At 68.5% G+C, this 13,028-nt stretch carries 11 protein-coding genes; 7 read left to right on the top strand and 4 right to left on the bottom strand.

Annotated elements, in window-relative coordinates; genetic code table 11:
- The first annotated feature begins 92 nt into the window (after positions 1–92).
- From NQK81_RS22920 to NQK81_RS22905, 4 genes are all read left to right on the top strand, one after another.
- The gene (locus tag NQK81_RS22920) at positions 93–2,387 is read left to right on the top strand and encodes a sodium-translocating pyrophosphatase (RefSeq protein ID WP_257483210.1); all 2,295 of its coding nucleotides are present in this window, start codon (positions 93–95) and stop codon (positions 2,385–2,387) included.
- Between the two features lie 111 nt (positions 2,388–2,498).
- Positions 2,499–3,050, top strand: coding sequence for a hypothetical protein (locus tag NQK81_RS22915; protein ID WP_257483209.1), 552 nt, complete (start codon positions 2,499–2,501; stop codon positions 3,048–3,050).
- Positions 3,051–3,142: 92 nt separating this feature from the next.
- Positions 3,143–3,727 carry a hypothetical protein gene (locus NQK81_RS22910; protein ID WP_257483208.1) on the top strand — a complete coding sequence of 195 codons (585 nt, stop codon included), beginning with the start codon at positions 3,143–3,145 and terminating at the stop codon, positions 3,725–3,727.
- A 34-nt stretch (positions 3,728–3,761) separates the two neighbouring features.
- The gene (locus tag NQK81_RS22905) at positions 3,762–4,373 is read left to right on the top strand and encodes a hypothetical protein (RefSeq protein WP_257483207.1); all 612 of its coding nucleotides are present in this window, start codon (positions 3,762–3,764) and stop codon (positions 4,371–4,373) included.
- A gap of 141 nt (positions 4,374–4,514) precedes the next feature.
- On the opposite strand, the gene NQK81_RS22900 is transcribed toward NQK81_RS22905, so the two are convergent.
- Complete coding sequence (locus NQK81_RS22900; protein WP_257483206.1) at positions 4,515–5,327, bottom strand: S1 family peptidase; 813 nt, start codon at positions 5,325–5,327, stop codon at positions 4,515–4,517.
- A 269-nt stretch (positions 5,328–5,596) separates the two neighbouring features.
- Here NQK81_RS22900 and topA point away from each other — a divergent pair, with 269 nt between their 5' ends.
- A complete protein-coding gene (gene topA, locus NQK81_RS22895) occupies positions 5,597–8,503 on the top strand; it encodes a type I DNA topoisomerase (protein ID WP_257483205.1) in 2,907 nt (968 codons plus the stop codon).
- A 66-nt stretch (positions 8,504–8,569) separates the two neighbouring features.
- Here topA and NQK81_RS22890 read toward each other — a convergent pair whose 3' ends face one another.
- Genes NQK81_RS22890 through NQK81_RS22880 form a run of 3 tightly spaced genes read right to left on the bottom strand, consistent with a single transcriptional unit; the run spans position 8,570 to position 11,320 of the window.
- Positions 8,570–10,087, bottom strand: a complete 1,518-nt coding sequence (locus NQK81_RS22890; protein WP_257483204.1) for a carboxylesterase/lipase family protein — start codon at positions 10,085–10,087, stop codon at positions 8,570–8,572.
- A gap of 11 nt (positions 10,088–10,098) precedes the next feature.
- Positions 10,099–10,725, bottom strand: a complete 627-nt coding sequence (locus tag NQK81_RS22885) for a VC0807 family protein (RefSeq protein ID WP_257483203.1) — start codon at positions 10,723–10,725, stop codon at positions 10,099–10,101.
- A 4-nt stretch (positions 10,726–10,729) separates the two neighbouring features.
- A complete protein-coding gene (locus NQK81_RS22880; protein WP_257483202.1) occupies positions 10,730–11,320 on the bottom strand; it encodes a TetR/AcrR family transcriptional regulator in 591 nt (196 codons plus the stop codon).
- Positions 11,321–11,432: 112 nt separating this feature from the next.
- Between NQK81_RS22880 and NQK81_RS22875 the strand changes: the two genes are divergently transcribed.
- Together NQK81_RS22875 and NQK81_RS22870 are read left to right on the top strand one after the other, a co-directional pair.
- Positions 11,433–12,224, top strand: coding sequence for an ESX secretion-associated protein EspG (locus NQK81_RS22875; RefSeq protein ID WP_257483201.1), 792 nt, complete (start codon positions 11,433–11,435; stop codon positions 12,222–12,224).
- Complete coding sequence (locus NQK81_RS22870; protein ID WP_126730107.1) at positions 12,217–12,990, top strand: ESX secretion-associated protein EspG; 774 nt, start codon at positions 12,217–12,219, stop codon at positions 12,988–12,990. Before NQK81_RS22875 ends, NQK81_RS22870 begins: the two co-directional genes overlap by 8 nt.
- Positions 12,991–13,028: the final 38 nt, after the last annotated feature.

Below are 13,028 nucleotides of genomic sequence, written 5' to 3'. Positions count from 1 at the left end.
TGACGTTCGGCTCAGCTCCCCATGCCAACGTCGGAACGCCGGCTCCATCGGCGGATCGTCGTTGGCCAACGGCGACGTCTCCAGGAGGACGAATGTCCCGGCAGTTCCTCGCGGAGGGCGAACTCACGCTCTCCGGAGGTGGTTACACCATCGTCGGTGTGATCGCCGTGGTCGCCCTTGCCGCACTGGTCATCGGCTACGTTCTGATGAAGGAGGTCCTGGCCGCGGGCCAGGGCACCTCCAAGATGCAGGACATCGCGAAGGCAGTGCAGGAAGGCGCGGCTGCCTATCTCAAACGGCAGCGCAACACTCTCGCGATCTTCGGCGCGATCGTTTTCGTGCTGCTCTTCGCTTTGCCGGCCGATGACTGGAACGAGAAGATCGGCAGGTCCATCTTCTTCTTGGTCGGTGCCGGATTCTCCTTCGCGATCGGCTATCTCGGCATGTGGCTGGCGACGCAGGCGAACCTGCGTGTCGCGGCCGCTTCGCGCGAGGCGGGCGGTCGCGAGAAGGCGATGCGCCTGGCCTTCCGCACCGGTGGCGTCGTCGGCATGATCACCGTCGGTCTCGGCCTCTTCGGCGCCGCGGTGGTCGTCCTCGTCTACACCGGACAGGCCCCGAAGGTGTTGGAGGGCTTCGGTTTCGGTGCCGCGCTGATCGCGATGTTCATGCGTGTCGGCGGCGGTATCTTCACCAAGGCCGCCGACGTCGGCGCGGACCTGGTCGGCAAGGTCGAGCAGGGCATCCCCGAGGACGACCCGCGCAACGCGGCCACCATCGCCGACAACGTCGGTGACAACGTGGGCGACTGCGCCGGGATGGCGGCGGACCTCTTCGAGTCGTACGCGGTCATGCTCGTCGCGGCGCTGATCCTGGGTAGCACGGCCTTCGGCGTGCACGGCCTGATCTTCCCGCTCATCGTTCCCGCCATCGGCGTGATCACCGCGGTCATCGGTGTCTACATCACCAAGGCCAAGGCGGGTGAAGGCGGCCTGGTCACGATCAACCGCTCGTTCTACATCTCCGCGGGGATTTCCGCGGTGCTCTCGACGATCGCCGCGTTCGTCTACCTGCCCGGTTCGTTCTCCGAGCTGACCAGCGGTGCCACCAGCGAGCCCGGCAACCCGGCGCTGATCGCGACCATCTCGGTGCTCATCGGCATCGTGCTCGCGGCGGTCATCCTCAAGCTCACCGGCTACTACACCGGCACCGAGCACAAGCCGGTCAAGGAGGTCGGCAAGTCTTCGGAAACCGGTGCGGCGACGGTGATCCTGGCCGGTATCTCGGTCGGTTTCGAGTCCGCCGTGTACACCGCGCTGGTCATCAGCGCGGCCGTGTTCGGCGCGTACCTGCTCGGTGGCGGCGTCGCGCTGTTCGCCGTGGCGCTGGCCGGTACCGGTCTGCTCACCACGGTCGGCGTCATCGTCGCGATGGACACCTTCGGCCCGATTTCGGACAACGCGCAGGGCATCGCCGAGATGTCGGGCGACGTCGACGAGGACGCGGCGCAGATCCTCACCGAACTCGACGCGGTCGGCAACACCACCAAGGCCATCACCAAGGGCATCGCGATCGCCACGGCGGTCCTCGCGGCGACGGCGCTGTTCGGGTCCTATCAGGACGCGATCAGCAAGGCGCTGAAGTCGATCCCGGAGGCGGCGCAGGCCAGCGCGTCCGCGCTGAACTTCTTCGTCAACGAAGTGGTCAGCCCGAACACCCTGGTCGGTGTCATCATCGGTGCGGCGGTCGTGTTCCTGTTCTCCGGTCTCGCGGTCAACGCGGTGTCCCGTGCCGCCGGCGCGGTCGTCTACGAGGTGCGCCGCCAGTTCCGCGACATCCCGGGGATCATGGAGGGCACCACCCGTCCCGAGTACGGCCGGGTCGTCGACATCGTCACGCGCGACTCGCTGCGTGAGCTGACCACGCCCGGTCTGCTCGCGGTCTTCGCCCCCATCGCGGTCGGCTTCGGCCTCGGCACCGGCGCGCTCGCCGGTTACCTGGCCGGCGCGATCGCTTCCGGCACCCTGATGGCGATCTTCCTCGCCAACTCCGGTGGCGCCTGGGACAACGCGAAGAAGCTCGTGGAGGACGGAAGCCACGGCGGCAAGGGGTCGGACGCGCACGAGGCCACCATCATCGGTGACACCGTGGGTGACCCGTTCAAGGACACCGCCGGTCCCGCGATCAACCCGCTGATCAAGGTGATGAACCTGGTGTCGGTGCTGATCGCCCCGGCGGTCGTGCAGTTCTCGATCGGCGCGGACGCGAACGTCGGCATCCGCATCGCGATCTCGCTGGTCGCCGTCGCGATCATCGTCGCGGCGATCGTGGTCTCCAAGCGCCGCGAGTCGGTTCTTTCCGAGACCCCCGCGCAAACGAAGGCGTAGCGGTTTCTTTACCGCCGGGCCCGTCACGATCTTTCGTGGCGGGCCCGGCGTCTGTCCGGCGCAGGCTAATGTCTGCCCGTCACGCCGATCCGATCCGGGGGAGTCCCTGCCATGAGGCGTCCGATCGTGCTGTTCGCCGTCGTTTTCCTGCTGGCGGGCTGTGGTGGCGCCGAGCGGACGGCCGCTCCTTCTCCTTCTTCTCCCGCCCCCGCGGCCGGGAGTTCCTGGATGGACGGTTTCTGCGGTTCGCTGATCGACTTCGCCAAGATCGGCGATTTCCGGCTGCCCGACTTCGAGCAGGACGACGTCGTCAGTGCGCGGAAGGCGATGGACGAGGCCTTCGGGGTGTTCGCGCCCGGGTTCGACAACGCGGTCACCGGATTGGGGAAGCTCGGCCAGGCGCCGAGCGCGGAAGCCGACGCGGCGCGCAAGAGCATCGTCGACACGCTGACGCCCATCCGGGACAAGGTGCTCGCCGCGAAGTCCGCCCTCGACGCGGCACCGAAGGACGACAAGGCCGCCGTTGCGGCCGCCGCGGTTTCCTTCCGGCGAATCGGAGCCGACATCAACGACATGCCCGACCCGTTCCAGCAGCTGGAAACGAACGTTTCGTTGAAAACGCTGGCCGCACAGGCCCCGAACTGCAAGAAGCTGCCTTCCTGACCGTTCTTCGGTGTCGCGTTGATTTGCATTGCCCCCCGGTATCGGTACCGTCGGGGGCCAGCCGGGAAGTCGTCAGGTCGGGAGGTGTTTTCGTGCGGCCGCGGTTCACCGTCCTTGCCGCGCTAGCAACAGGTATCGGACTCGGCCTCGCCGGGTGCGGGCAGCAGCCCGCGGTGACTTCCCACGCCAGACAAGAAGGTCTCGCGACGGTCAGCGCGTCGGAGGCCGACCCCGCCTCCGCATGGACGGAGGGGTACTGCGGCGCGGCGGGCGGCCTCGTCCGGACGCTGGCGACGCTGCCCAGCGTCGATCCGAGCACGCCACAGCAGGCTTCCCGTACCTCCAGCGAACTGATGGCCTCGGTCGTCGAAGGGCTGGACCGGACCTCCGCCGCCATGGCGAACCTCGGGCCGGCGCCGGTCGCGGGCGGTGACTCCGCGCGCACGTCCGCCGTCGCCCAGCTCGACGGCATCCGGGCCCGCGCCGACGACGTCCGCCACCGCCTCGACTCCTCAAGCGACCCCGAAGCGACGAAAACGGCGCTTCGCGACGCGAGGACGTCCCTCGACGAACTAGACCGCCTCGACCTCCTCAGGGGCCTTAACGACGTCCCTCAGCTCGCCGCGGCGAGCAGCCGGATCCCGAATTGCCAGGATTTGGTCAAACAACCTCGCTGAGTCACCGCCTCATCACTGGCCATGAGTCGAACTTGTGTTCTATTCTGTCCGGGTGGACGGGACGATCTCGCTCTTCTCGGCGGAGGCGAGCGGGCCGGGGCTCGCCGACCTCGCCGGAGTGCTGTGCGGGCCCGGGCGGATGACGGGTTTCGGGCGGACGGCCGCGCGGCTGTCCGCCGTGGTCGACGAGCCGTGGCGGGCGGGTGCCCTCGCCAGGGAATGCCGTCGTCGCGGCGCGGAGGCGCAGGTCACGGCCGCCGAATGCGGGCGGCCGCTCGTGAGAACGCCGTTCCGGGTCGATCTGCTGCCACTTGAGCAGCGCTGGAACCGTGGTGAAGAGAAGGTCCTGCCGGAGGGCTTCCGGCTCGATGGGGCCATGTTGAGGATGTGGGCGCTGGCGGCGGGCAGTCCGCAGGGCAACGGCTACCTGCTCGCGCTGGATCCGGAGGCGCCGGAGACGCATGAGCGGCTGATCACGGCGCTGGCCCAGCTGGGCGTCCCGGCGAAGGTGCAGAAAGGTGAAGAGGCGCTGCTGCGGGTCACCGGCCGGAGGCGGCTCGCGCACGTGCTGGAGCTGATCGGAGACGCGCCGGCGGGTGCCGAGCCCGCTTGGCCGAGCCTGGTGCCCGTGGTGCGCGCCGTCTGACGCTCGTGAGTGGTGAGGACGGTTCTAACCGTCCTCACCACTCACGAGGCAAGAAGCCCCGGCCGCGCTCGTGTCGTCCATCCAGTCACGCGTGTCGTCCGGTCGATCACGTGACCTCGCCGGTGCGCGAGGGTCAGGCGGTCAGGGTTTCGGAGCCCGGCAGTCCGGGTTCGAAAGGTCCAGTTCACTGTGCGAGAGACAGGAGGTCAACTGGTAGGTCTGCTGCCCGTAGTTGATGCCCTTCCGCACGGTCACCTTCCCGGTCGCGTCGACCTCGCACGGGTTGTTCATCGTGCACCGCTGGCCGCTCTCGTTGCCGGTGTTGTTGACGCCGACGACCTTCCCCGTGGCGGTCTCGATGATCGGCGACCCCGAGGTTCCGCCGATCGTCTTGCACGCCGAGGTGTACCTGATCGAGTCCTTCCAGACCCAGTTCGCCTCGCGCAGTTCGTGGACGAAGCCGTCGACGTTGCAGGAGTAGATCTTCTTCCAGTAACCCGACACCACGTCCATCGCGATACCCGCCGACGGACGGGTCGGCGAGAGCGTCAGCGGGGCGATACCGTAGGCCGACTTGATCTTGGCGTAGCTGGTGTCGAGCTGGTAGAGCGAGACGTCGGTGTCGGTCATCGTCGCGTAGAGCAGCTTCTTCGCCTTGAGCGTGCCGAGCGAGGAGCGGCCGTCCTTGGACAGCAGGCTGAAGGTCCGCGTGGACGGCTTGTCGACGATTACTTCCCCGGGGTCCGGGAAACCTTCTTGCAGGCAATGCCCGTTGGAAAGGACGAGGGCCGGGTCGTCGAGGCTCGCCTCGGGCGGTTTGACCACCGACCCGGAGCAGTTCGACAACGCCACGGTTCCGGCGAAGGTGGTCGTGGCCGCGTGCGCCGGCGCGATGCCGACCAGGGCGGACGCGGTCAGCATGGCGAACAGTGTGCCGAGGAGTCGTCGGGTCACGTGGAGTCCTTTCGGGTCGGCGTGGACATCAAGTGAAGCGTTGGCGGGAGGTGAGCCACCACCGTCGAACGGAGGGTGTTCGCCCCGTCACGCGGGACCCCAGGCGGACGTGTCCGACATCACGTGCTAGGTGTTGAAAGGAAACATCGACGAGGTCAGCGGCGATGCGCTGGACACACGATCGGCGGCGTGTTGCACCACCTAGCCGTGGTCCGGGCGGTGCGAGCGTGCACACTGACGGGTCGAGAGGCGGCGCGAAGGCGCCGAAGATGAGCGGAGAGCAGGACAGCGTGGCAGGAGCACGGACGAAGAAGACCGCGGCGTCGGACGACGGCGCGGGCCGTCGTCGGCTGGTGATCGTCGAGTCGCCGACCAAGGCCCGCAAGATCGCCCCGTACCTCGGCGGTAACTACGTCGTGGAGTCCTCCGTCGGACACATCCGCGACCTCCCTCGCGGCGCGGCCGACGTCCCCGCCCAGTACAAGGGCGAGTCTTGGGCGCGGCTGGGTGTCGACGTCGACAACGACTTCAAGGCGCTCTACGTCGTCACGCCGGACAAGAAGTCCAAGGTCACGGAGCTGAAGGGCCTGCTGAAGGACGTCGACGAGCTCTACCTCGCCACGGACCCCGACCGCGAGGGCGAAGCCATCGCGTGGCATCTGCTGGAGACCCTCAAGCCGAAGGTCCCGGTGCGCCGGATGGTCTTCCACGAGGTCACCGAGCAGGCGATCCGCGCCGCGGCCGACAGCACCCGCGAGCTCGACGGCGACCTGGTCGACGCGCAGGAGACCCGCCGCATCCTGGACCGGCTCTACGGCTACGAGGTCTCGCCCGTGCTGTGGAAGAAGGTCATGCCGAAGCTTTCGGCGGGCCGCGTGCAGTCCGTGGCGACCAGGATCGTGGTCGAGCGGGAGCGCGAGCGCATGCGCTTCACCTCGGCGTCGTACTGGGACATCTCCGCCACGATGGACGCGGGCGCCGACGCGTCGCCGCGCAACTTCCCGGCAAGGATGATCGCCGTCGACGGCGCGCGCCTGGCCACCGGCCGTGACTTCGGCTCGGACGGGCAGCTCAAGACTGGCACTTCATCGAACACCGAGATCCGCGTGCTCGCCGAGGCCGACGCGGTCCGGCTGGCCGAGGCCCTGAAGAACCGCGACTTCAAGGTCGCGAGCGTCGAGGAGAAGCCGTACACGCGGAAGCCGTACGCGCCCTTCATGACCTCGACTCTGCAGCAGGAGGCGGGCCGCAAGCTGCGGTTCACCTCCGAGCGCACCATGCGGATCGCGCAGAAGCTGTACGAGAACGGGTACATCACTTATATGCGTACCGACTCCACGACGCTGTCGGAGTCGGCGATCTCGGCGGCGCGCAGCCAGGCGACGCAGCTGTACGGCAAGGAGTACGTCTCGCCGTCGCCGCGCCAGTACACCCGCAAGGTGAAGAACGCGCAGGAAGCCCACGAGGCGATCCGTCCTTCGGGCGAGGTCTTCCGCACGCCGGGCCAGGTCGCGAAGGATCTGGACACCGACGAGTACCGCCTTTACGAGATGATCTGGCAGCGCACGATCGCGTCGCAGATGGCGGACGCGAAGGGCACCACGATGTCGGTGCGCATCGTCGGCACCGCCACCAGCGGCGAGGAGGTCACCTTCGCCTCGTCGGGCCGCACGATCACCTTCGCCGGGTTCCTCAAGGCGTACGTCGAGGCCGTCGACACCGAGAGCGGTGGCGAGGCGGACGACAAGCAGAGCCGTCTCCCGCAGCTGGTCAAGGACCAGGCGCTGACCGCGACCGAGCTGAGCCCGGACGGGCACACCACGTCGCCGCCGGCGCGGTACTCGGAGCCGAGCCTGGTCAGCAAGCTCGAAGAGCTGGGCATCGGCCGCCCGTCGACGTACGCGTCGATCATCAAGACCATCCAGGACCGCGGCTACGTGTGGAAGAAGGGTTCCGCGCTGGTGCCGTCCTGGGTCGCGTTCGCCGTGATCGGCCTGATGGAGCGGCACTTCGAGCGGCTGGTCGACTACGACTTCACCGCCGGTATGGAGGACGAGCTCGACCGCATCGCCGCCGGTGACGAGCACCGCACGCAGTGGCTGTCGAAGTTCTACTTCGGTGGCGACATGGGTGTCGACGGTTCGGTCGGCCGTCTCGGCGGGCTGAAGAAGCTGGTCGGCTCGGGTGTCGAGGACATCGACGCCCGCGAGATCAACTCGATCCCCCTGTTCACCGACGCCGACGGGCACACCGTCGTCGTGCGTGTCGGCCGCTACGGCCCGTACCTCGAGCGCGAGGTCGACGGGACGTCGCAGCGGGCGAACCTGCCCGAGGACCTGCCGCCGGACGAGCTGACCAAGGAGATCGCGGAGAAGCTGTTCGCGACGCCGCAGGAAGGCCGCGTTCTCGGCAAGGACCCGGTCAGCGGACACGAGATCGTGGCGAAGGAAGGCCGCTTCGGCCCGTACGTCACCGAGCTCCTGCCCGAGCCGGAGCCGCTGCCCGAAGGCGCGACGGCCGCGCAGAAGAAGGCAGCCAAGGCGAAGCAGCCGAAGCCGCGGACGGGCTCACTGTTCAAGTCGATGTCGATCGAGACGATGACCCTCGAAGACGCGCTGAAGCTGCTCTCGCTGCCGCGCGTGGTCGGCAAGGACCCGGAATCCGGCGACGAGATCACCGCGCAGAACGGGCGCTACGGGCCGTACCTGAAGAAGGGCACGGACTCGCGTTCGCTCACGACCGAGGACCAGCTGTTCTCGATCACGCTCGAAGAGGCGCTGAAGATCTACTCGGAGCCTAAGCAGCGTGGCCGGTCCGCGACCGCGAAGCCGCCGCTCAAGGAACTGGGCGACGACCCGGTGTCCGGTAAGCCGATGGTGGTCAAGGACGGCCGCTTCGGTCCGTACGTGACCGATGGCGAGTACAACGCGACGCTGCGGAAGTCCGACAGCATCGAGGAGCTGACCGCCGAGCGCGCCGCCGAACTGCTGGCGGAGAAGCGCGCGAAGGGGCCGGCGCCCAAGCGCAAGGCTCCGGCGCGGAAGACGGCGGCGTCGAAGACGACGGCCACCAAGACGACCGCGGCCAAGAAGACCGCCACGACCAAGACGGCGGCTACCAAGACCGCGGCGGCGAAGAAGCCCTCGACACGCTCGACGGCCACGAAAACGAAGTAGCTCCCTGAGCGCTATGAACGGGCCGTTCCCTGCAAATCTCGCAAGGAACGGCCCGTTCGACGCTCGTCAGGGGTGAAGGCCCGTCCAGAAGCCGCACCGGTGATCGGCCGCATGAGCGACCGGACGGATCGCGTCCGGCGCGAGCGACAGCACGACATCCCGATCCCAGCGGGGTGACCCTGGCGAGTTCGGGTCACCTGTGCGCATGAACGCGGTCCAGTACGCGATCATCTGCTCCGAAAGGCGCTTCTGTCCCTCGTCCAGCGACTTTTCGACCCCGCTGAGCTCGAACAGATAGACCAGATCGAGGGCGTGCGCCGCGCCGTGCGGCACCGTGGGCACGTCGTTGCCGTTGACGTCGGGCGCGTTCTTGTCGTCGAACTCGTAGGCGTACAACGGAGTTCGCCGCGAAAGCAGCCTGTTCCCCTCGGCCGTCGGGCAGGCCCATGACCGGTCCGTGGTGACCGTCGCCCAGGCCAGGGCGGGCGAAAGGTGGTTGCGCGACGGGTATTCGGCCGCGACCTCGTCCGCGTGCTCGCCGAACGTCTTGTGCAGGAACTCCTGATAGCGCTCCTCGGTGATCGGCTTGAGCTTCTCGACACCGGCGATGAACGCTCGCATCTCGTCGTGCGTGCCGCCCGAAAGCACCGGCACCCGGTGGAAAGCGCCCCGCCGCACGGCTTTCGCGGGGTCGAGCGGGAGCAGCTGCGTCCCGTAGGTCAGATGATTGGCGAAGGACTGGTGGTCCTTCAGCAACTCCGCGGCCGGGAGACGACGCAGGCAGCCGAGCGCGTCCGGGCCCTCGCAGCCGTGGCTCGCGGCCATCGTGGCGCCGTCGGCTTCGGTCTTGACGAGCGGCGAGTACGGGGTCTGCGCGGGCTGATTCGGGATGAGACCGCCGGGAGGCCAGTTCAGCAGGCAGGAGCCGGACATGATCGCGGCCTTGTGGAACAGGCCTGCCGCGGCGGGCGAGGTGAGCAGTGCGCAGGTGCTCATCCCGCCCGCGGACTGCCCCGCCAGCGTGACGTTCCGCGGGTCGCCGCCGAACGCGGCGATGTTGCGCTGGGTCCAGCGCAGCGCGGAAAGCTGGTCCATGAGCCCGAAATCGCCGGAACCCGCGAGGCCGGGAAGGCCGAAGTAGCCGAAGACGCCGAGCCGGTAGTTCGTCGTGACCACGACGACGTCGCCCTGGTCCGCCAGCCGCTGCGCGCCGTAGAGGCTGCCCGCGTCCATCGTGTAACCGCCGCCGTGCAGCCAGACGAGCACCGGCAGGCGACGGTTCCCCGCGTCACGCGGCACTGTGACGTTCAGGAAGAGACAGTCCTCGGCGCTGTCCGGCAGATACTGGGTGCAGGCGGGGCCGGGTTTCGTGGCGTCGGCGACGTCCTTCCACGGTTCCGGTGGGCGCGGTGGCTTCCAGCGGTCCTCGCCGACGGGTGGCGCGGCGAACCTGATCCCGTTGAACGTCCTGGTCAGGCCGGATTCCACGCCGCGGACCGGGCCGGCGTCGGTGCGCACGACGAGCGGGTCCGCGGGGGCGACGATCGCGAGGAGACCGGTGACGATGGCCAGCAGGAGATGCATGAGCGGTCCTTTCAGGAGGCCGCGAGGTGGCGCCACAGCCCGACGCGGCGGAAATAGAGGTGTTGCAGTACCTGCACGGCGACGAACGTGACGCCGTACAGCGCGGTGCCGAGGGCGGGAACGGAGTCCACCGGCAGCGTGTACGCCAGCAGGACCCGCCCGGCGGCATCGGCGATCAGGGCGACGCCCCACAGGACGGTCGCGACCCGCCAAGCCCGCCGGAACCACTCGTGCCGTGGCCACAGCTCGTCCCAATCGCGGACGCGCAGGGTGTCCGCGAATCGGCTCTTCGCGACCATCGAGCGGGCCATGCCGTACGCGAGCGGCCTGGAGAACAGCAGCGAAACGAGGAATCCGGCGCCGATCACCCCGGTGACCCAGCCCGCCTTCGCCAGCATGAACCGCGGGCTGCCGGTGACGAAGGAGAAGCCGACGCTGACCGCGAAGATCGTCAGCACGAAGATCGCGAGCGTGTCGATCTTCCGCCACCGGACCGCCCGGTAGAGGACGAAGAGCACGGTCGGCAGGGCGCAGAGGGCGAGCGCGAACAGCGCGCCGACGCCGAAGCCGCGAAGCACGTAGTACCCGGCGACGGGCACGACGACCTCGAGCAGCACCACACCCCACTGCCGGATCACGGGATCACTGCCTTCGGGTCGCGAGATCGAAGAGGGTCACCAGTTCGGCCGCGTAGGTGGTGAGGTCCGGCTCCGGCGTTCCGGCGAGCAGGAACACCGGGCCCTCCACCGAACGCCGGATCGTCGTCGCCATCACGTGGACGTCGAACTCGCGGAACTCGCCCGACTCCTGGCCCCAGCGCAGGATGCGTTCGACCGGTTCCAGCGCCGCCCGCTCGTTCGCCGGGTCGTAGTCGAGGGCGCCGCCCAGAAAGATGTTCAGCAGTGCGCGCATCCGGGTCGGCTGCGCGGCGGCGAATTCGAGGTTCGCCTCCAGGTACGTCCGCAGCGCCTCGCTCGCGGACGCGGGCTCGCTCATCCGCTCGGCCATGAACGCGCCGATCTCGCGGAAGACGTCTTCGAGGACCGTGCGGACGAGTTCCTCCTTGTTCGCGAAGTGGTACGAGATGAGTCCGGTGCTCGACAGCTTCGCCTGTTTCGCGATCCGGGCGAACGACGCGCGGGTGTAGCCGAGCTCGGCGATCGTCTCGATGGCCGCGGCCACGATCTGTGCGCGTCTCGCACTCTCGGTGAACGTCTTCGCTTTTGCTTGCATGAGCAAAAAATAGCTCAGACGAGCAAAACTGTCGACCGGAAACCGCTCACCGACCGCTCGCCGAACGACCTCACCCGTTCGAACAAAAGTTCTAAAAATTGTCGGTACCAGGGTGTTCAATGGTCAGGTGAGCACTTCAACGACCGCTGTCTTCGACGTCATCGACGAGGTCATCGCCCCGCTGGCCGCCGAGGTTCCGGAGCGTCCCTCGGTGATGGAGTTCTACGACCCGGAGCTCGCCGTGCCGCCGGTGCTGGCCGACGAGGAGCCGACTCCAGGGCTCACCCTGGCCGAGGAGGTGGAGCAGTACACCCGGTTCGTGAGCGGGATGGCGACCATCGGGCTGGCCCCCGGCGGTGAGGTCACGCCCGAGGCCGTCGGGCTGTATCGCGCGCTGCGCGGCGGGTTCATCCGCGGCGTGGTGACCGGTGTGTTCCCGTCGCGCGCGGAGCCGTGGGAGGTGCGGTTCTTCGGCGACGAGGACTACACGACGGTGCTGAACAAGCTCGGCAAGCGGGCGCGGCTGCGGTCCGGATTCCTCAGCGCGCTGCCGGGCTGGGTGTTCGACGGGCTGCCCGACCATCCGCCCGGCACCGGCGAGACCGTGCGCATCGAGACGGACGCGGGCGGGCTGATCCCGGTGCGGGCGCGCGATGCCGTCGAAGTGATCCGCGAGGGGGCTTCGCGGCCGCGGCACGGCACGGTCCTCGTCGATCTCGCGGTGCGGAACGCCATCCTCGCCGAGTATCCGCACGGCGCGTTCGGCCTGGTGGACAACGACCTCGGCCGGTACCAGTTCAGCGCGGCGATGGACGCCGACGGCCGCTGGACGCTCACCTGGGGCCCGGCCAGCCGGTCGACGGCCGAGCAATGGATCGTGAAGGCGGTGCAGAACCATGCGTGAACCGGCGACCGTGAAGGAACTGATGAGGCGCGCCGCCGAGCCGGTGCTGCGCGCCGTGCCCGAGCGGCGGAGCGTGTACCTGGGCTACGACCCGGAGATCACCGACGACGAGATCCGCCGCCTGTGCCCGTCCTACGACGGGCCGGCGGATCTCGTCACCCAGGCCGAGCGGTACGCGGCCAAGGCGGCGATGCTCGAAGAGGCCGGGCTGATGGAGAACGGCGAGATCCATCCGGCCGCGGTCCGGATGCACGGCGTGATGCTGCGGGGTTCGGTGCGAGGCGTCCTCACCGGCGTCTTCGCGTCCGCGCCCCGTTCGGTACGCGTCGATTGCTACGGCGACGGGCAGCAGGCGGTCGTCTGGCGGATGAGGTCGGGGCGGCGGACCACGTTCAGCCTGAGCGATTTCGGTGAGCTGGGCGCCCGCGTCTTCGGCGGGCTCCCACACGTTCCCGCCGGTGAGACCGAGCCGATGCGCATCAGGATCGACGAGCACGGTGTGCCGTTGCCCGGCCAGGACGAGGAGGTCGGCCTGGTCGCCGACACGCTGAGCCGTCCGCGGACCGGCACGGCGATCCTCGACCTGGTCGCCTTCGGCGGGCTGAACGCCGAGTACCCGGACTACGGCTTCGTGATCGTCGACAACGATCTGGGGAGGTTCGTGTTGTACGCCGCCCCTTCCGAAGGGTGGCTGATGTTCGGTGGAATGGACCGCCGGGCACTGGCGGGCTGGCTGCACGAGGCGGTGGACATGAGCCGTACATAGTGCCGCTGGCGCCTTGGGCGATGAACGACTGGGGAGGG

It is taken from the genome of Amycolatopsis roodepoortensis (assembly GCF_024628825.1).
In the GTDB taxonomy this organism is placed as follows: Bacteria; Actinomycetota; Actinomycetes; order Mycobacteriales; family Pseudonocardiaceae; genus Amycolatopsis; species Amycolatopsis roodepoortensis.
This window is presented reverse-complemented; position numbering and strand designations above follow the sequence as displayed.